This is a genomic window from Micromonospora sp. Llam0, from assembly GCF_003751085.1.
Lineage (GTDB): Bacteria > Actinomycetota > Actinomycetes > Mycobacteriales > Micromonosporaceae > Micromonospora_E.
In genome coordinates this window covers 1,774,836-1,793,174 of the sequence record NZ_RJJY01000001.1, presented here as the reverse complement: position 1 = coordinate 1,793,174, position 18,339 = coordinate 1,774,836, and the positions used below count along the sequence as shown (strand labels likewise).

The window sequence follows — 18,339 nt, the reverse complement described above, 5'->3', positions numbered from 1 at the left end:
GCCCGCGATGCCCTGCCGGCGGACGTGGCCCGCGCAGGGGCCGCGCCGGTGGGCTACCGACGACCGGCGGTACGCAGTTGGCTGTTCGCCGGGGCGTTCGCCGCTGTGCTGGGCGTCGCCGCCGGTGTGCTGCACCACACCACCGGCCTGTTCTGGGGTGACCTGGCCGCGTACCGGGCGGGGGCGGTCGCCGCCGCCGACGGTGACGGGCAGCTGTACCGGGCGGTCCACCACACCCCGGACGGCATCGCGCTCGGCTTCACCTATCCGCCGTTCGCCGCGCTGCTGATGCAGCCGCTGGCCGTGGCCGCGATGCCGGTCGCCGTCGCGGGGTGGACGGCGGCGAGCCTGGTGGTGCTGGTCGCGATCATCCGGCTGACCCTGCGGTGGATCGGGCCGCCCGTCCGACGAGGGCCGATGTGGACGGTCAGCGGCCTGGTCGGCGCGTTGCCGATCTTCGCGGTGGCCGGCCACCTGCAGGTCGGCCAGGTAGGACTGCTGCTGACCTGGCTGGTGCTGGTCGACCTGGTCGCCGGCCGGGGCGGCCGATGGCACGGGCTCGGGGTGGGTGTCGCCGCCGGGATCAAACTCACGCCGCTGATCTTCATCGGCTACCTGGTGCTGACCGGGCGGTGGCGGGCCGCCGCCACCGCGACCGTCTCGTTCGCCGCCACGATCGGCGTCGGCTTCGCCTGGCGGCAGACCGACTCGACCTGGTTCTGGACCGGCGGGCTGCTGGACACCGACCGGGTCACCGGCGACCCTCGGACCATCCTGAACCAGTCGTTGTCCGGCGCGGTGACCCGGGTGCTGGACGTACCACGGCCCGGTCTGCCGTGGCTGGTGGTCGCGGTGCTGGTCGGCGCGGCCGGGATGACCGTCGCGGTCCGCTGCGCACGTGCCGGCGACGAACTGCTGGCGGTGCTCGCCTGCGCCGCCACCGGGCTGCTGGTCTCCCCGGTCTCCTGGCACCACCACTGGGTGTGGTGGGTGCCGGCGCTGCTGGTCCTCGTCGGTGACCAACGGTGGTACGGCCGCCGGTCGGCGACCTTCACGGCCGCCGCCGGCTGGCTGGTCCTGGTGGGCAGCACCAGTTGGGTACTGGCCAGTCCGGGCGGGTGGGACCTGCACTTCTCCGGGCCCGGGCTGGTCTACAGCAACCTGTACGTGCTGCTGGCGCTCGGTGGGCTCGGGCTGCTCGGCTGGCGGGTACGGCCGGACCGGACCGGACCCGGGCGGCGGGCGGCGGCAGCGGTAGGGCCGGCCGAGGCAGCCGCGCCGGGGCCACGCACGCGTATCGATGTCGATACGCTGTCGAACAGTCAACAGTGATCCGAGGTGAAAGGTGCGTTCGTGCAGACACGACCCTTTGGTTCAACCGGGATGCAGGTTAGCGCCATCGGTCTCGGTGCCTGGCAGTTGGGCCGCTCGTCGCACTGGCCGGGCGGGCCGGACGAGGCCGAGGCGGTACGCATCGTACACACCGCACTCGACCACGGCGTCACCTTCATCGATACCGCACCGGGCTACGCGGACGGCCACAGCGAGCCCAACGTCGGCCGGGCCCTCGCCGGCCGACGGCGGGACGAGGCGGTGATCTGCACCAAGTTCGGCTATCTGCCCGACGGCACCGAGAACTGGTCGGCCACCGAGATCGAGGCGTCGGTGCAGCGCAGCGCCCGCCGGATGAACGTCGACCACGTCGACATCGTGGTGCTGCACAACCCGCCACCGGAGATCCTCGACGGCAGCCGCAGCGACCACTACGAGGTGCTGCAACGGCTACGGGACAAGGGCGTCATCCAGGCGTACGGTGCTTCGGTGGACTGGAGCGCCGATCTGGATCTGGTGCTGTCCACCAGTGAGTCCACCGCGTTCGAGGTCCGGTTGTCGGCGCTCTACCAGGAGCCGTGGCCGGCGGTGGCCCGGGCCCGCGACCGGGGTGCCGGCACGATCGTCAAGGTGCCGCTGGAATCCGGCTGGCTCTCCGGCCGGTACCACGCCGACAGCGTCTTCGCCGGCGTCCGGGACCGCTGGTCGCGCGAGGACGTCGCGGTGCGCGCCGGCCTGGTCGACGAGTTCCGGTCGCTGCTGCCGGCTGGCGTCGGGGTGCTCGCCGGTGCGCTGCGTTTCCTGCTCAGCTACGACGCGGTGTCGACGGTGATCCCGGGAACCAGGTCGGTCGCGCAGCTCACCAGCAGCATCGCCGGCGCCGCCGACGGCCCGCTGCCGGCGGACACCGTCGCCGCGATCCGCGCCTGGTACGACCGCCGGCTGGCCGCCACCCCGCTGGGCTGGTGACCGGTCGGGGTCGGTGATCGGCCGCCGGCATTAGACCGGCGGCCGGTGGTCAGCCGCGTTCCAGCAGGTGACCGACGACCTGCGGGGCCAGCATCACCGGGGTGCCTGAACTGTCCCGGCGCGGATCGAGCTGTGGCAGCGCCACCGACTCCCCGGACCGGGTGGCACCGACCGGGCGGGAACCCACCCAGGCCAGCTCCAGCCCCGACTCGCCCTTGAGGAACCGCTGCACCCGGACCCCACCGGTGGCCCGGCCCTTCGCGGGATACTCGGCGAACGGCGTGACCTTGACGTTGGGCCCGGTGGAGGTGACCACCATCGGCTCGCCGTGCGCCGGGTCGTCGGTCCGTACGGCGGCGAAGAACAGCACCCGGGCGTCGGCCGCGAGGTTGATCCCGGCCATGCCGCCCCCCTTGAGCCCTTGCGGACGCACCAGCTTCGCGGCGAACCGCAGCAGCGACGCGTCGGTGGTGACGAACACCAGGCTCTCGGTGCCGTCGGTCAGCCAACTGGCCCCGACCACCTCGTCGCCGTCGCGCAGACCAATCACCTCGAACTCGTCGGCGCGTACCGGCCAGTCCGGCGCGCACACCTTCACCACGCCGTGGCGGGTACCCAACGCGAGTCCCGGGGTGTCCCGTTGGGTGGCCGGAGCCAGGCCGACGACCTGCTCACCCGCGCTCAACGGCAGCAGTTCGGCAACCGGCATCCCGCCGGACAGCGACACCGTTCCGGACCGTTGCGGCAGCACCGGCAACGGCAGGACGTCGGTACGGACCGCCCGCCCGGTGCTGGTGATCAGCAGCACCTGGCCCCGGGCGGTGGCCGGCACCACGGCCTGCACCGCGTCGTGCCGGGCCCGGCTGTTGCGCCGGGCGTCCTCGACCGACTCCTCGCTCTCGGCGACGGTGCGGGCGACCAGCCCGGTGGCGGACAGGATCACCTGGCAGGGGTCGTCGGCGACCTCCAGCGGACCGGCCGGGACCGAGGCGGCCAGCACTTCCTTGAGGTCGCCGTCGACGAGGGTGGTCCGCCGGGGGGTGGCGAACTGCTTGGCCACCTTGGCCAGCTCATCGGAGACCAGCTTCCGCAGCGCCGCCGGGTCGTCGAGGATCCGCGACAGCTCGGCGATCTCGCCACGCAGCCGATCCTGCTCGGCCTCCAGCTCGATCCGGTCGAACCGGGTCAGCCGACGCAGCGGGGTGTCCAGAATGTAGCCGGCCTGCACGGCGGTCAGCCCGAACTCGGCCATCAGCGCGTCCCGCGCCGCCTGCGCGTCGTCGCTGCCACGGATCAGCCGCACCACCCGGTCGATGTCGAGCAGGGCGATCAGCAGACCGTCGACCAGGTGCAGTCGGTCCTGGCGGCGGCTCCGTCGGTAGAGGCTACGTCGGGTGACGACGTCGTACCGGTGGGCCAGGAAGGCTTCCAGCAGCTCCTTCAGCCCGAGCGTGCGCGGCTGCCCGTCGACCAGCACCAGGTTGTTCACGCCGAACGACTGCTCCATCGGGGTCAGCCGGTAGAGATCGGCGAGCAACGCCTGCGGGTTGACCCCGATCTTGCACTCGATGACCAGGCGGGTGCCGTTCTCCCGGTCGGTCAGGTCCTTGACGTCGGCGATGCCCTGCAACCGTTTGGTCTTGTTGACCTCTTCGGTGATCTTCTCGATGATCCGCTCGGTGCCCACCCCGTAGGGCAGCTCGGTCACCGTGATCGCCTGCCGCCCACGGCTGCCCTCGAGCAGGCCGATCTGCACCTTGGCGCGCATCCGCACCACCCCGCGCCCGGTGGCGAACGCGCGCCGCACCTCGTCGAGGCCGAGCAGCAGACCACCGGTCGGCAGGTCCGGGCCGGGGACGAACTCCATCAGCTTGTCGAGGCTCGCGTCGGGATGGCGGATCAGCCAGCGGGTGGCCGCGACAACCTCACCGAGATTGTGCGGGATCATGTTGGTCGCCATCCCGACGGCGATCCCGGACGCCCCGTTGACCAGCAGGTTCGGGAAGGCCGCCGGCAACACCTTCGGCTCGGTCAGCGAGCCGTCGTAGTTGGGCTTGAAGTCGACGGTCTCCTCGTCGAGCTCGCCGACGAGCAGCATCGCCGGGCGGGACATCCGCGCCTCGGTGTAGCGGCTGGCCGCCGGACCGTCGTCGGGGGATCCGAAGTTGCCGTGCCCGTCGACCAGCGGCACGTTGAGCGAGAAGTGCTGCGCCATCCGGACCATCGCGTCGTAGATCGCGGTGTCGCCGTGCGGGTGGAACTTGCCCATCACATCGCCCACCACCCGGGCCGACTTGACGTAGCCCCGGTCGGGGCGGTGCCCCTGCTCGCTCATCGAGTAGAGGATCCGCCGGTGCACCGGTTTGAGCCCGTCCCGGGCGTCGGGCAGGGCCCGGGCATAGATGACCGAGTAGGCGTACTCCAGGTAGGAGTCCTGGATCTCGGTCTCCAGCGGGTTGTCCAGGATCCGGGCGCCCGCCTGGTCGAACGCGGACAGGTCGACCCCGGACTGCTTGCTCTTGCTGCGTGCCATCTCTACGTTTCCAGCGCTTCCTCGATCGAGCGGGTCCTGCTCAGGCGTCGATGCTCTCCTGGTCGACCCGGCCGGCCGAGTCGATCAGCCAGTTGCGGCGCGGCTCGACCTTCTCCCCCATCAGCAACTCCAGGGTGCGGTCCGCGACCTCCGCGTCGGCCAGGGTGATCCGGCGTACCGAGCGGGTCGCCGGATTCATGGTCGTCTCCCACAGCTCGTCGGCGTCCATCTCGCCGAGGCCCTTGAACCGGGGCACCGGGGTGACCACCTGTCGCCCGGCCCGCTCCAGTCGCCGTACGGTCTGCTCCATCTCGGCCTCGGTGAAGGTGAAGATGGTCTCCGCGTTCCGGCCCTTGGTGGTGATCTTGTGCAGTGGGGGCATCGCCGCGTACAGCCGGCCGGCCTCGATCACCGGACGCAGGTACTTGGCGAACAGGGTGATCAGCAACGTCCGGATGTGCGAGCCGTCCACGTCCGCGTCGGCCATCAGGATCACCCGGCCGTACCGCATGGCGGCCAGGTCGAAGGTGCGCCCGGTGCCGGACCCGAGGACCTGGACGATCGCCGCCACCTCGGCGTTGCGCAACGTGTCGGCCAGGTTGGCCTTCTGCACGTTGAGGATCTTGCCCCGGATCGGCAGCAGGGCCTGGTACTCGGCGACCCGGGCCATCCGGGCCGAGCCGAGCGCGCTGTCGCCCTCCACGATGAACAACTCGCTGCGCTGCAGGCCGGTCGACCGGCAGTCGACCAGCTTCGGCGGCATGGACGCCCCTTCCAGGGCGGTCTTGCGCCGGGCGGCGTCCTTCTGCTGCTTCTGGGTGAGCCGGACCCGGGCCGCGTCGACCACCTTCTGCAGCACGGTCCGGGCCTCGGTACGGGTCCGGCGGTCCTCCACCCAGGACTTGATGTGCCGCTCCACCACCGTCTGGACCACCCGGGTGATGCCCGCGGTGGAGAGCTCGTCCTTGGTCTGCGAGGTGAACTGGGGCTCCGGGATCCGCACGTGCACCACGGCCGTCATGCCTTCGAGCACGTCGTCGACGGTCGGCGGATCCTCCTTGGGCTTGAGCAGGCCGCGGCTGTTGCGTACCGCGTCGACGACGGCCCGGGTCACCCCGCGTTCGAACCCCCGCCGGTGGGTGCCGCCGTGCACGTTGCGGATGGTGTTGGTGAAGCACTCGACGGTCCGCTCGTAGCCGGTGCCCCAGCCAAGGGCGACCTCCACCTCGGCCCGACGCTCGACGTCGGACTGCATCACGCCGTTGGCGTCGGCGGCGTTCTCCTTGTAGGTGCCGGTGCCGGTGATGAACAGGGTGCCGCTGACCGGTCGGTCCCCGCTCGGGGTGAGGAACTCCACCATCTCGACCAGGCCCCGGGGATGGTGGTACACCTCCTCGACCGGTTCACCGGAGGTGGCGTCGCGCAGCACGTAGGTGACCCCAGGTACCAGGAAGGCGGTGTTGCGCAGTCGGGTCCGTACGGCCGCCACGTCGAGTGCGGCGCCGGCGTCGAAGTAGCGGGCGTCGTACCAGTAGCGGATGGAGGTGCCGGTGGCCTCGCCGCGCTTCATCCGGCCGACCGCCCGCAGCCCCGACTGCCCGGTGAAGCCGGCGGCCGGACCGGGGCCGTCGAAGACCCCCGGGACGCCACGCTGGAACGACATCTCCGACACCCGGCCGGCCCGCTTGACCCGTACGTCGAACCGCAGCGAGAGCGCGTTCACCGCCGACGCGCCGACACCGTGCAGGCCGCCGGACGCCTTGTAACCGGAGCCGCCGAACTTGCCGCCGGCGTGCAGCCGGGTCAGCACCAGCTCGACCCCGGACAGCCCGGACCGGGTGTGTACGTCGGTCGGGATGCCCCGGCCGTCGTCGTCGACCTGGACCGAACCGTCGGCGTGCAGGGTCACCTCGACCCGGCTGGCGTGGCCGGCGACGCCCTCGTCGGTGGAGTTGTCGAGGATCTCGTTGAGCAGATGGCCGACGCCCCGGCTGTCGGTGGAGCCGATGTACATGCCGGGCCGCTTGCGGACGGCCTCCAGCCCTTCCAGGTGGGTGAGGTCGTCTGCTCCGTACAGCGTCTCAGATTGTGCAGTCAACGCGTCGAACTCCCGGTGCCGGCCAACGGTGCCCCACCTCGCCGACGGGCAGGACCGACCGGCGGGGCAACGACGGTGGCCTGCGGGCCACCGTCCGACGAGCGTAACCGCAGCCACCGACAGCGCCGCGCCGGGCCGGTACCGGGGTGTCGCCGGGCCGCCGGCCGCACCCGATCCGAGCCCCCGCACGCCGGACGGGGCCGGTACGCGGGGGTCTCCCGCATACCGGCCCCGTCCTGGGGTTGGTGCCGTCAGCCGGCGCTGCAGGTCGGGGTCATCCCGCTGCCGGTGCCGGTGCCCTGGAAGCCGAACTGGGTCGACTGTCCGGCACCGATCTGGCCGTTCCACGGTGCGTTGCTGAAGCTCACCGTGCCGCTGCTACCGCTGGCCTGCGAGTTCCACGCGTTGGTGACCGCCGCCCCGGACGGCAGGGTCATGGTGACCGTCCAGCTGCTGGTCGAGGCGGACCCGGCGGTCACCCGCACATTCGCCACGAAGCCACCTGGCCACTGGTCGAGCGAAATCACCGAGGCCGAGCAGTTGCCACCGCCCGGCGGCTGCGAAGTCGGTGGCGCCGTGGTGGGCGGCGGGGCCGTGGTCGGCGGGGCCGTGGTCGGCGGCGGCGCCGTGGTGGGCGGCGGGGTGCCGCCGGCGTTCAGCGCGGCGAGGGTCGAGTCGTACGCCTGCTTCTTGTTGCCGTTGCACTCGAACAGCAGCGGAGTGCCGCCGCTGCGCCACGAGTCGCAGTCCCGGATGCCCCAGGTGGTGATGCCGGTGCAGCGGGACACCGCGAGGCAGTCCTGCACCACGTTGCGGTAGGTGTTGGCCTGGGTGCTGCCGGAGCCTTCGATGTCGAGTTCGGTGATCTGCACGTCGACGCCGAGGGCGGCGAAGCTGGACAGCGTGGTGCGGTAGTTCGACGGGTACGGCGAGCCGCTGTTGAAGTGTGACTGCAGGCCGATGCAGTCGATCGGCACCCCCCGCTGCTTGAAGTCGCGCACCAGGTTGTAGGCGGCCTGGGTCTTGGCCCAGGACCAGTTGTCGATGTTGTAGTCGTTGTAGCAGAGCTTGGCACCGGGGTCGGCGGCCCGGGCGGCCCGGAACGCCGCCTCGATCCAGTCGTTGCCGGTGCGCTGCAGGTTGGAGTCGCGGCGGGCGCCGGTACCGCCGTCGGCGAAGGCCTCGTTGACGACGTCCCAGGAGTGAATCTTGCCGCGGTAGTAGGAGGCGACCTGGGTGACGTGGTTGAGCATGGCCTGGCGCAGTGGGGCGCCTTCCATCTGCTGCATCCAGCCGGGTTGCTGGGAGTGCCAGGCCAGGGTGTGGCCGCGGACGGCCATGCCGCGGGAGATCGCGTGGTTGACGATCCGGTCGCCGTTGCTGAAGTTGAACTGGCCCTGCTGCGGCTCGGTGGCGTCGAGTTTCATCTCGTTCTCGGCGGTGACGCTGTTGAACTCCCGGTTGAGGATGTTCACGTACGTCGAGTCGCTGAGCTTGTTGGCCGCGACGGCGGCACCGAAGTACCGGCCGGACTGCTCTGCGGCCGCGCCGAGCGTGGACTCGGCGGCGCTGGCGGAGGTCGCGTACAGCAGCGCGGTACCGGCGGCGAGGGCGACCACCGTGGCGGAGGCCAACGCGGCCCGCGGTCCCCTTCTCCTCGGTCTGCTGGCGGATTGATGGGTCATGGTGATGGATGCCTCTCGGTGCGGAGTGCGGCCGGCAGGTACACCTCGGCCACACATCGACGTTGGTCGAAGTGCTGTTGAGCGATGTTAACGGAAAAATTCCGGTAACTCAACGACCAAGACCGATGCCGGTCGACCCGCTGCTTGACCAGCGAACCGGAGCATGGCAGCACGGTACCGGCACCCGGCGCCGAGACCAGAGGTACCGAAATTTTCGGAAAAGATCCGGGGCAGATCCGGACACCGCGCGCAACACCGTCAGCGGCACCGTCGCGCTACGGGTCGGCGGTGTCGGCCGCGCCCGGACAATGCGGCATGGACACCAGCCGGCCGGCTGCGACTCGCCCGGCCGCTGTATGGAACTCTGTCAGATGAGCGCCCCGGGAGGAAGCACCTTGACGGACTCGACACCGGTCACCTTGCCCGACGTCCGCGACGCGGCCGCGCGGATAGCCGGCGCCGCGCACCGCACCCCCGTGCTGCGCTCGCGCACTCTGGACGCCATGGTCGGCGCCGAGGTCTTCGTCAAGTGCGAGAACCTGCAACGCGTCGGTGCGTTCAAGTTCCGTGGCGCCTACAACACGATCTCCCGGCTGTCACCGGCCCAGCTGGCCCGGGGCATCGCCGCGTACTCGTCCGGCAACCATGCCCAGGCCGTCGCGCTGGCCGCCCGGGAGTTGGGCAGCACCGCAGTGATCGTCATGCCGCAGGACACCCCGGCGGCCAAGACGGCGGCGGTCCGCGGCTACGGGGCCGAGATCATCACCTACGACCGGTACACCGGTGACCGGGTCGCCATCGGTACGGCGCTGGCCGCCGAACGCGGGCTCACCCTGGTCCCGCCGTACGATCACCCGCACGTCATCGCCGGGCAGGGCACCGCAGCCCTCGAACTGGTCGAAGAGGTCGGCCCGCTCGACGCGCTGCTGGTGCCGGTCGGCGGCGGCGGTCTGGCAGCGGGCACCTCGATCGCGGCGAAAGGGCTGCAGCCCCGGATCCGGGTGATCGGCGTCGAACCGTCGGCCGGCGACGACACATTGCGGTCGCTGGCCGCCGGCCGGCGGGTCACCATCCCGGTGCCGCGCACGATCGCCGACGGGCAGGCCGCCGAAACGCCGGGCGAGCTGACCTTCTCGGTGAACCAGCGGCTGCTCGACGACGTCGTCCTGGTCGACGACGACGAGATCCGGGCGGCGATGCGGTTCGCCTTCGACCGGATGAAGATCGTCGTCGAGCCCAGCGGCGCGACCGGGCTGGCCGCCCTGTTGGCGGGACGACCGGTGCCGACTCCACGGCGGACCGGCGTGATCGTCTCCGGCGGCAACGTCGACACCCGGCGCTTCGTCGACCTGCTGTCCACCGCAGAGTCACCCGCGGCCGGCTGATCCCCCGGCCGGCTGATCCCCGGGCAGCTCACCCGACGCGGGTGATGCGGGCCGGCCGCGACCCGGCCTACGGTGCACCGGAAACGTCACACGGCGTGCGGAGGTGGGACCGGATGGTCGACACGGTCGAAGACGCGCTGGATCAGCTGGCCAGCGACGCAAGCTCGGTCCTGACCCGGCTGCCACCCCGGCTGCGTGGCACCGTTCGCTTCGACGTACACGAGGAGACCAGGACGACGCACTGGTTTGTCACCCTGGAAACGGGGAAGGTCCAGGTGTCGTCGACAGGGCCCGAGCCGGATTCGATCGTCCGCAGCGAACGGGTCCGCTTCGACCGGTTGGCCCGGGGCGAGGACCGGTTCATCCCCCTGCTGTTCCGTAACGCGGTCGTCGTCGAGGGAGACCTGGGGCTCGCGGACCAGCTCTGCCGGGTCCTGTTCGGCAGTGTCCCGGCCGGGCTGCATCCAAGGGACTTCACCCGGAGGGAGGCCGCCGAAAATGAACGAGAAGACCGTCAGCATCCTGGACGGGAACACCTTCGTGGTGACTGACGAGCGCGGTGACGTCACCGCCTCACCGGACCTGCCGACCGGCCTGTTCTCGTTCGACACGCGCTTCCTGTCCACCTGGGTGCTCCGGATCGACGGCCACCGGTTGAACGCGCTGTCCCAGGACGACCTGCACTTCTTCGAGACCCGGTTCTTCCTCGTGCCCGGCCGGCCCACCCACTACATCGACGCCAAGCTGTCCGTCATCCGGGAGCAGTCGATCGGCGCGGCGTTCGTCGAACGGCTCACCGTGCTCAACCACGACATCGCGCCGGCAACCCTGACCCTGCGAGTCGACATGGACACCGACTTCGCGGACCTGTTCGAGATCAAGGACGTCCAGCACAAGCGCGGCACGAAGTCGGTCCACCACGACGACGGTCGGCTGCGGTACAGCTACCGGCGGGAGACCTTCCAGCGGGACACCGTCATCTCCAGCACGCTCCCGGCCCGGATCGACGACGACGGCATGACGTTCGACGTCACCCTGGAGCCGCGCGGTCAGTGGCAGACCGAACTCCGGGTGGAACCGGTGATCAACGGCGGTGACACCGCGTCGCCGACCATCTGGGGAGCCTACCGACGCCGGGCCCGACCGCAGGTGCGCCAGGAACTGGAGCACTGGATCGACCGGGCACCGCAACTGCTCGCCGACAACCCCAACCTCACCACGGCGTACGAGCGGAGCCTGATCGACCTCGCCGCCATGCGGTACGCCTCGCTGACCGCCACCGGGCCGATTCCGACCGCCGGACTGCCCTGGTTCATGACGCTGTTCGGCAGGGACAGCATCTTCATCAGCCTGCAGACCATGCCGTTCCTGCCCCGGCTCACTCCCCCGGTGCTGCGGCTGCTCGGCTCGTTGCAGGGCGGCAGCCTCGACGATCTGCGGGAGGAGGAGCCCGGCAAGATCCTGCACGAGTTCCGGTACGGCGAGTCGGCGGCCTTCGAGGAGCAGCCGCACACCCCGTACTACGGCTCAGCCGACGCGACTCCGCTGTTCGTGATCCTGCTCGACGAGTACGAACGGTGGAGCGGCGACGCCGAACTGGTCCGCGGGCTCGAACGCCAGGCCCGGGCCGCGCTGCACTGGATCGACGAGTACGGGGACCTGGTCGGCAACGGCTACGTCTCCTACTGGCGCCGCAACACCCGCAACGGCCTGGAGAACCAGTGCTGGAAGGACTCCTGGGACGCGATCTCCTACCGCGACGGACGGCTGTCCGCGCTGCCGAGGGCAACCTGCGAGCTGCAGGGCTACGCCTACGACGCCAAGATCCGTGGCGCCAGGCTGGCCCGCCAGTTCTGGAACGACCCGGCGTACGCCGACCGGCTGGAGCGGGAGGCGGCCGACCTGAAGCAGCGGTTCAACCGCGACTTCTGGGTGGCCGACGGCGAGTACTACGCGCTCGCTCTCGACCCGGACGGCACCCCGGTCGACGCGCTGGCGTCGAACATGGGGCACCTGCTGTGGAGCGGGATCGTCGAGCCGGACCGGGCTGGCAAGGTGGCCGAACACCTGCTCGGGCCGGCGATGTTCTCCGGCTGGGGGGTACGGACACTGGCCGAGACCGAGGCACGGTACAACCCGGTCGGCTACCACGTGGGGTCGGTCTGGCCGTTCGACAACTCGATCATCGCCTGGGGGCTGCGCCGGTACGGGTTCCGCGAGGAGGCCGCCCGGATCGCCGAAGGGATGGTCGAGGCGTCCGGGTTCTTCGACGGACGGCTGCCGGAGGCCTTCGCCGGCTACCGGCGCGAGTTGACCGGATATCCGGTCGAGTACCCGACGGCGTGCAGCCCACAGGGCTGGTCGGCGGGAGCGGTCCTGCTTCTGCTGCGCACCATGCTGGATCTCACCCCGTACCAGGACCACCTGGGCGTCGACCCGCATCTCCCGCCGTCGATACCCCGGATCGAGTTGCTCGACGTACCCGGGCGGTGGGGCCGGGCGGACGCGCTCGGCCGACGGGCCGAGCGTCACCAGCGGCAGCACACCGGGCTGCTCGCCCGGCTGGGACGCAGCGACAACGGCTGACCGTCGCAACGACAGATTCAGGGCCGGTCCCGCCCCGAGGCAGGGTCATCGCGCGTGGCGGGTACGTTCGACAAGTGCCGCGCCACGCCGCGCGGCCGCAGCGGCGTCCACCGACAGGTCCGGGTCATCCGCCGGACGCGGCACGCAGAGCAGGAGCGCCGCCGGCTGGACCGTCACCCGCAGCGTGGCGCCGGGTTCGATCAGGTCGCCGTCGAGTTCGCGGGGTTGGTCGCGGTCACTGATCACCGACACCTCGTGCCCCCGGTACACCTGCATCCGCAGCACCCGTCGCCGACCCCGCACCAGCGCCCAGGCCAGCGCGAGCCAGTGCCGCAGCGTCCGCGGCGTCAGCACGGCGACGTCGAGCAGACCGTCGTCGGGTTCGGCGTCGGCCAGCAGGGTCATCCCGCCCTGCAGCCGGCCGACGTTGGCCACCAGCACGGTGCGGGCCCGGGTCCGTACCGGCTGGCTGGTCGTCGATCTGGACCCGCACCGGCACCGGCCGGTCCCGCAGGTGCCGCACCGCGCCGGCGACGTACGCCGGCCAGCCGATCCGCGCCTTGGCCTGCTCGGAGGTGGCGGCCAGCATGCTCGCGTCGAACCCCATGCCGGCCATCACCACGAAGCAGCGGTCGTCGTCGAGCCGACCGACGTCGAGCCGGCGGGTCTGCCGTTCCACCGCGACCTCCAGCCCGGCCGCGAGGTCGGTCGACAGCCCCAGGTTCGCGGCGAGCAGGTTACCGGTGCCGGCCGGCAGGATGGCGAGCGCCACGTCGGTGCCGACCAGGCCGGCGACGCACGACATCACGGTGCCGTCGCCGCCGCAGGCGAACACGACGTCAACCCCGGCCGCGACCGCCTCCCGGGTCTGCGTCCGCCCCGGTTCGTCGACCGTCGTCTCCAGCCAGATCGGTGCCGCCCAGCCGGCCTCGGCCAGGGTCGCGTCGACCGCCGCCCGGAGGCCGACCAGGTCGATGACCTTCGTCGGGTTGACCACCACGGCGGACCGTACCGGCGCTGTCGGCTTCTGCACCAGGTCAGTGTGGGCCACCGGAGCCGGCCCGGACCAGTCGACGCCGGTCCGCGCCGCCGGTGGGCGGTGTCTCCGGCTGCGGCGACACCGCCCACCGGGCCAGTCAGCCGGTGACGCGGAAGGTGGCGTCGGCGCGGGCCTGTGCGTCGGTGATCGGGTCGAGGCGCAGTTGGTAGCCGTAGTGCCGGACGTAGCGGTCCGGGAAGTTGTAGGACTGGAACGACGACCATCCGGCGTCGGCCAGGCCGGCGACCCGGCGGAAGGTGGCGTCGGCGGCGAAGACCGCCGAGCCGTCGTCGGGTGCCAACTCGAAGTCGTACGCGTAGTGCCGCAGGTAGTGGCCCGGATAGTTGACCGATTCGATCGAGACGTGCCCCGAGCCGCCGGTCAGGCCGGGCACCAGCCGGAACTGCGCGTCCTGGGCCGGGCTGACGTTGGCGTCGATCCGTACGTCGAAGTCGGCGTGCCGGACGTAGCGGTCCGGGTAGTTGTACGACTGGATCCGGTTGACCGGGGTGGTGGCGCCCCACCGGGCGAGCACCCGGCTCTGTTCGGCGGCGGTCAGGTTGAGGATCGATCCGTGCCGCTTGCGGCTGCCGCCCATGCTGTAGTCCGACCGGGTCCGGAAGTTGCCCGTGCTGCCCAGGTTGGGTGAGGTGACTGGCAGGTAGCCGCGGCCGGTCGCGTACTGGTCCACCCAGAGCACCCACTCGTCGCGGCCGTTGAACTGGGCCCACATCGGGCCCTCGACCACGTTGCCGCCGCCGGTGCCGTTGGAGATGCCCAGGTGCGACAGGTTGCCGAGGGTCGTCCAGGTGCCGAGGATCGAGTTGCTCGCCTCGATGGTGATGTGACCGTCGGCGGACGCCCGGTAGTAGCGGTAGCCGCCGACGCTGTTCGGGACCTCGATGATCTGGGTGTCGATGATGCCCTGGCCGCTGCCCCGGTCGATGTAGAGCTGCGGAGTGCCGACGGTACGGAAGTCGCTGGTCCGCGCGTACCAGATGCGGTGCTTGGTGACCCCGTTGCGGGCCGAGTTGGTCGCCCAGTAGACGACGTAGTCCCCGGTCGCCGGGTTGTAGATCGCCTCCGGCGCCCAGGCGTTGCCGGCGCCCGCGACACCGCCGGCGACGTTGAGTAGCCACGGCGCCGACCAGTTGACCAGGTCGGTGGACTCCCATACGACGATCGAGGTGCTGCCCCGGTTGGCGGCGTCGTTCCACGACGTGCCGCTGGCGATCCGTAGATCGGTGGCGATGATCCAGTAACGGTCGCCGGCCGGTGAGCGGACCAGGACCGGATCCCGCACACCACGGGTGCCTACTGTGGATAACAGGACCGGGCTGCCGTTGTTGAGGTCGGTCCAGTGCAGCCCGTCGGTGCTGTGCGCCAGATAGATCTGCTCGCCGTTGGCCGACTCCCCGGTGAAGTGGGCCATCAGGTATCCGGCGAACGGGTCGAGGGCGGCAGCCGGTCTCGCTGCGGTCACCGACCATGAGGTGAACAGCAGGCAGGCGGCGGCAAGGACGGCGCTGAGCCGGGCAAGGATCCTCGGCATCGGGTCTCCTTCTGTTGGAGTTGGTCGGGTCCGGCCAATGCCGGTGGTCCGCCGCCTACGACCGGGCACCGGACGGCAGCGACGCCGCAGCCGACATGAATCCAGAGCCTCCGATGTTAGCGTTAACACAACACCTGAAACGATTGCCACGCGATTGCCGGATTGAATCGACAGTGTTAACTACGCGCAGTCTCGATGTCAATGGGTCGCGGGCCGGGGCGTGGGTACCCGTGTCCGCCGGGGAGTCGGCCAGCGGTCCCCTGCGCTGCTTAAGCTGGTGCATGCTCGATGAACTCGTCGCACGCGCCCACCGGCTTGTCCCCCACGACGGCCGACTCGTCCTCGGCATCACCGGCTGCCCGGCGGCGGGCAAGTCGACGCTGGCGGCGCTGCTGGTCACCGGGCTGCGGCAGGTCGGGGTCCCGGCGGCGCTGGTGCCGATGGACGGTTTCCACCTGTCCGACGCGGCGCTGGACCGGCTCGGCCGACGCGACCGCAAGGGTGCCATCGACACCTTCGACGGCGACGGCTACCTCGCCCTGCTGCACCGGCTGCGGACCGAACGGCACCGGACCGTCTGGGCGCCGGGTTTCGAACGCGACCTCGAACAACCGGTGGCCGGCACCATCGCGGTGGACCCACCGGTACGGCTGGTCGTCACCGAAGGAAACTACCTGCTCGCGGAGGCAGAGCCCTGGCCGGCGGTGCGCGCGCTGCTGGCCGAGGTGTGGTTCTGCCAACTCGACGACGACGTACGGCGGGACCGTCTCATCCGCCGGCACGTCGAGTTCGGCAAGTCACCCGCCGCCGCCCGCGCCTGGGTAGCCACGGTCGACGACCCGAACGCCCGGTTGATCGGGGCCGGCCGGGACCGGGCCGACCTCGTCGTCGACATGACCGCACTGGGACCGGCCGACGGCAACGCCTCCGCGCCCGGTTGACCGGCCCCGGCGCGGCGGGCGCTAGCAACACGGCTGCCCGCCGCGCCGGTCCGGTGGGTCCTCGGCTTCGGCGGGGGACGGGACAGCCGCCGGGCCGTCCGCCCAGGCCAGCAGGAACAACGGGAGCAGCACCGCCGCACCGGCACTGACCGCCAACACCGGGTACCCGACGGTGCCGAGCACCATTCCGGCACCGACGCTGGCCACCGCCGAGGCACCCCAGGCGATCGCGTCCACGCCACCCTGGACGTGCTGGCGGTCGGCGAGTGTCAACGACTGAGTGAGCAGGCCGCTGCCGCCGACGAAGGTGAGGTTCCAGCCGCAACCGAGTAGGAACAGCGCGACGTACAGCTGCGCGCTTGCGGCCGCCGGCACCAACGCGACCATCGTGGACAGAGCGATCAACCCGATACCGGCGAGGATCGCCGTCCGTGCCCCGAGCCGGTCGACGATGTGCCCGGACAGCGGCGCCAGCAGGAACATGCCGAGCAGGTGTGCGCTGACCACCGCGCCTACCGCGCCGAGGCCGTGACCGTGCATGTCCATGTGCAGCGGCGTCATCGTCATCACGGCGACCATCGACACCTGGCCGGCGGTCATCGACACCACCGCGGTACGGACCACCGGGCGTCGCCAAACCCCGGCCGACACGGCACCGGGCCCCGGGTCGCCACGCCGCGTGCCGGCCCGGGTCGTCGGCAGGGTCGCCGACGCCGCCGCCGCGGCACCCGCACCGACCAGCGCCAGGAGGTACGGCCCGGCGAGCGGCGGCAGACCCAGCCCGGCGGAGAACCGCGCGAGTGGCGCGATCAGGTTGGGCCCGGCCAACGCACCGACCGTACCCGCCCAGACGACGACGCCGACCGCGAAACCCTTGCGCTCGGGCGGGTAGAGGTCCGCCGCGCAGTACCGGGACAGCTGCGCTGCACCGTTGCCGACACCGAGCAGCAGCATGCCGACCATCAGCGGGCCCGCCGCGTCGGCCAGCACGGCACCGCCCGCGACGACCGCACCGACGACCGCGGCCAGGTAGCCCAGTACGAGCGCGGAGCGGCTGCCGCGTCTGGCCAGCACGGCGGCGAGCGTCAGGGTGCCGACGGCGGAGCCGACGATCCCGGCCGCGTTCGGTATGCCGCTCCACAGCGGGCTGAGCAACTGCGCCCCGACGAGGGTGCTCACCGTGCTCGCACCGACCATCGACACGTTGGTCACCGCCGCGCCGGTGAACAGCGCGGCCATCGGACGGTGTCGGGTCCGGCGGGCGTCGACCGCTGCGGGCACCATGGTCAGCCGGGCCTCTCGACGACGATGCCCCTGGGCGCTGGCACAGACATGCGTTGACCTCTTCGGCTGTGGCGGGACGTTGTCAAGATTCTTTACGGCTGGCGGCGGCGGGGCTTCTCCGGCGTTGCCCGGCCGTCGTGTCGGGTGCAGACGACGGGCGGGCCATCGGGGTCGCCGATGGTCCGCCCTGTGCGGTGCCGGCCGGCTCACGGCGTACCGCGGCCGGAGGTGCCCGGGTCAGAGGTGTCAGTTCGGGGCGTGGACTCCGGTCGTCGCGTAGTCCTTGATGGATCCCCGCACGTACATCTCGCTTGCAGTGTTACCGGAAAAGTGCTGCTCGATGGAGCCGGGGAACGGCGTGGAAGAGGCGTCGCGTCCGTACACGTCGGTGTAGACCGTGGATGGCCCGCTGTTGCGCACCGAGAAGGTGCCGGGCCGGTACTCACGCAGGGTGCCCTTGAACGGCGATCGGCGATCGTCCCAGGCCACCTGTTGGCCGGTCTGCTGGGTCACCTGTAGAGCCTCGGCGCAGTAGTCGCCACCGGCCAGATCCGTGTAGCACAGGTCGACGATCCGGCCCATTCTGTTCGGCCGGCTCGGGTCGTAGTACCGGGACGGGTTGACGACGTAGAACAGCGGCGCGAGGTGAAAGTCCAGCCCGGAGCCCGTCACCTGCACGTCGGAGAACCAGAAGTCGTCCATGTCGGAAACTGTGAACGGCACTGGGTTGGGGTAGAGCGGGTCGAAGTGCGTGCGCCCTTCCCGGATCGCGTCGATACAGCCGGTCTCGGCGATCAACCGGCCCAGCAATCGGGTGTCCGACGGCGAGTCCGCCGGCACCGGGGGTGCGACGTTGATGAACGGACGACCGAAGCCGGGGCATTCGCTGGGGCTGAAGCCGCCGGGTCGACCGAGCGGGATCATCGCGTTGTACC

At 71.0% G+C, this 18,339-nt stretch carries 13 protein-coding genes and 1 pseudogene; 6 read left to right on the top strand and 8 right to left on the bottom strand.

Annotated features, from left to right (window positions below):
• The first annotated feature begins 48 nt into the window (after positions 1–48).
• Both EDC02_RS08055 and EDC02_RS08050 read left to right on the top strand, forming a co-directional pair.
• Entirely contained in the window at positions 49–1,332 is a 1,284-nt protein-coding gene (locus tag EDC02_RS08055) for a glycosyltransferase 87 family protein (protein WP_233606359.1), read from the top strand.
• A 51-nt stretch (positions 1,333–1,383) separates the two neighbouring features.
• A complete protein-coding gene (locus EDC02_RS08050) occupies positions 1,384–2,301 on the top strand; it encodes an aldo/keto reductase (RefSeq protein WP_199757544.1) in 918 nt (305 codons plus the stop codon).
• 49 nt (positions 2,302–2,350) lie between these two features.
• Here the strand turns inward: EDC02_RS08050 and EDC02_RS08045 are convergent, their stop codons facing one another.
• From EDC02_RS08045 to EDC02_RS08035, 3 genes are all read right to left on the bottom strand, one after another.
• Positions 2,351–4,834: a DNA topoisomerase (ATP-hydrolyzing) subunit A gene (locus EDC02_RS08045; protein WP_123601402.1), complete on the bottom strand. Its 2,484-nt coding sequence runs from the start codon at positions 4,832–4,834 to the stop codon at positions 2,351–2,353.
• Between the two features lie 40 nt (positions 4,835–4,874).
• A complete protein-coding gene (locus tag EDC02_RS08040) occupies positions 4,875–6,932 on the bottom strand; it encodes a type IIA DNA topoisomerase subunit B (protein ID WP_123601401.1) in 2,058 nt (685 codons plus the stop codon).
• A gap of 251 nt (positions 6,933–7,183) precedes the next feature.
• Positions 7,184–8,617: an endo-1,4-beta-xylanase gene (locus tag EDC02_RS08035; protein ID WP_123601400.1), complete on the bottom strand. Its 1,434-nt coding sequence runs from the start codon at positions 8,615–8,617 to the stop codon at positions 7,184–7,186.
• A 395-nt stretch (positions 8,618–9,012) separates the two neighbouring features.
• On the opposite strand from EDC02_RS08035, the gene EDC02_RS08030 reads away from it, so the two are divergent.
• The 3 genes from EDC02_RS08030 (at position 9,013) to EDC02_RS08020 (ending at position 12,588) form a co-directional block, all read left to right on the top strand.
• Positions 9,013–10,002, top strand: a complete 990-nt coding sequence (locus EDC02_RS08030; protein ID WP_233605796.1) for a threo-3-hydroxy-L-aspartate ammonia-lyase — start codon at positions 9,013–9,015, stop codon at positions 10,000–10,002.
• Between the two features lie 113 nt (positions 10,003–10,115).
• Positions 10,116–10,553, top strand: a complete 438-nt coding sequence (locus tag EDC02_RS08025) for an SCP2 sterol-binding domain-containing protein (RefSeq protein ID WP_158632094.1) — start codon at positions 10,116–10,118, stop codon at positions 10,551–10,553.
• Positions 10,501–12,588 carry a glycogen debranching N-terminal domain-containing protein gene (locus EDC02_RS08020; protein ID WP_123601398.1) on the top strand — a complete coding sequence of 696 codons (2,088 nt, stop codon included), beginning with the start codon at positions 10,501–10,503 and terminating at the stop codon, positions 12,586–12,588. The genes EDC02_RS08025 and EDC02_RS08020 overlap by 53 nt, the downstream gene beginning before the upstream one ends.
• Before the next feature lie 45 nt (positions 12,589–12,633).
• Here EDC02_RS08020 and EDC02_RS42725 read toward each other — a convergent pair whose 3' ends face one another.
• The 3 genes and pseudogenes from EDC02_RS42725 to EDC02_RS08010 all read right to left on the bottom strand — a co-directional run bounded on the left by EDC02_RS42725 (position 12,634) and on the right by EDC02_RS08010 (position 15,179).
• Complete coding sequence (locus EDC02_RS42725) at positions 12,634–12,993, bottom strand: diacylglycerol kinase family protein (protein WP_370461432.1); 360 nt, start codon at positions 12,991–12,993, stop codon at positions 12,634–12,636.
• Positions 12,994–13,291: 298 nt separating this feature from the next.
• A pseudogene (locus EDC02_RS42720) lies at positions 13,292–13,585 on the bottom strand (diacylglycerol kinase family protein); the annotation flags it as partial.
• Between the two features lie 139 nt (positions 13,586–13,724).
• Positions 13,725–15,179: a glycoside hydrolase family 43 protein gene (locus EDC02_RS08010; protein ID WP_123601397.1), complete on the bottom strand. Its 1,455-nt coding sequence runs from the start codon at positions 15,177–15,179 to the stop codon at positions 13,725–13,727.
• A 281-nt stretch (positions 15,180–15,460) separates the two neighbouring features.
• Between EDC02_RS08010 and EDC02_RS08005 the strand changes: the two genes are divergently transcribed.
• A complete protein-coding gene (locus tag EDC02_RS08005) occupies positions 15,461–16,120 on the top strand; it encodes a nucleoside/nucleotide kinase family protein (protein ID WP_123601396.1) in 660 nt (219 codons plus the stop codon).
• A 21-nt stretch (positions 16,121–16,141) separates the two neighbouring features.
• Here EDC02_RS08005 and EDC02_RS08000 read toward each other — a convergent pair whose 3' ends face one another.
• Together EDC02_RS08000 and EDC02_RS07995 are read right to left on the bottom strand one after the other, a co-directional pair.
• Positions 16,142–17,404, bottom strand: a complete 1,263-nt coding sequence (locus EDC02_RS08000) for an MFS transporter (RefSeq protein ID WP_123601395.1) — start codon at positions 17,402–17,404, stop codon at positions 16,142–16,144.
• Between the two features lie 246 nt (positions 17,405–17,650).
• Positions 17,651–18,328, bottom strand: a complete 678-nt coding sequence (locus EDC02_RS07995; RefSeq protein WP_148083367.1) for a hypothetical protein — start codon at positions 18,326–18,328, stop codon at positions 17,651–17,653.
• Positions 18,329–18,339 lie beyond the last annotated feature (11 nt).

Excerpts from the sequence above, each read along its gene's own strand:
- EDC02_RS08010 (WP_123601397.1), bottom strand. The coding sequence starts at position 15,179 with ATGCCGAGGATCCTTGCCCGGCTCAGCGCCGTCCTTGCCGCCGCCTGC.
- EDC02_RS08035 (WP_123601400.1), bottom strand. The coding sequence starts at position 8,617 with ATGACCCATCAATCCGCCAGCAGACCGAGGAGAAGGGGACCGCGGGCC.
- EDC02_RS42725 (WP_370461432.1), bottom strand. The coding sequence starts at position 12,993 with ATGACCCTGCTGGCCGACGCCGAACCCGACGACGGTCTGCTCGACGTC.
- EDC02_RS08050 (WP_199757544.1), top strand. The coding sequence starts at position 1,384 with ATGCAGGTTAGCGCCATCGGTCTCGGTGCCTGGCAGTTGGGCCGCTCG.
- EDC02_RS08000 (WP_123601395.1), bottom strand. The coding sequence starts at position 17,404 with ATGGTGCCCGCAGCGGTCGACGCCCGCCGGACCCGACACCGTCCGATG.
- EDC02_RS08025 (WP_158632094.1), top strand. The coding sequence starts at position 10,116 with ATGGTCGACACGGTCGAAGACGCGCTGGATCAGCTGGCCAGCGACGCA.
- EDC02_RS08005 (WP_123601396.1), top strand. The coding sequence starts at position 15,461 with ATGCTCGATGAACTCGTCGCACGCGCCCACCGGCTTGTCCCCCACGAC.
- EDC02_RS08020 (WP_123601398.1), top strand. The coding sequence starts at position 10,501 with ATGAACGAGAAGACCGTCAGCATCCTGGACGGGAACACCTTCGTGGTG.
- EDC02_RS08045 (WP_123601402.1), bottom strand. The coding sequence starts at position 4,834 with ATGGCACGCAGCAAGAGCAAGCAGTCCGGGGTCGACCTGTCCGCGTTC.
- EDC02_RS07995 (WP_148083367.1), bottom strand. The coding sequence starts at position 18,328 with ATGATCCCGCTCGGTCGACCCGGCGGCTTCAGCCCCAGCGAATGCCCC.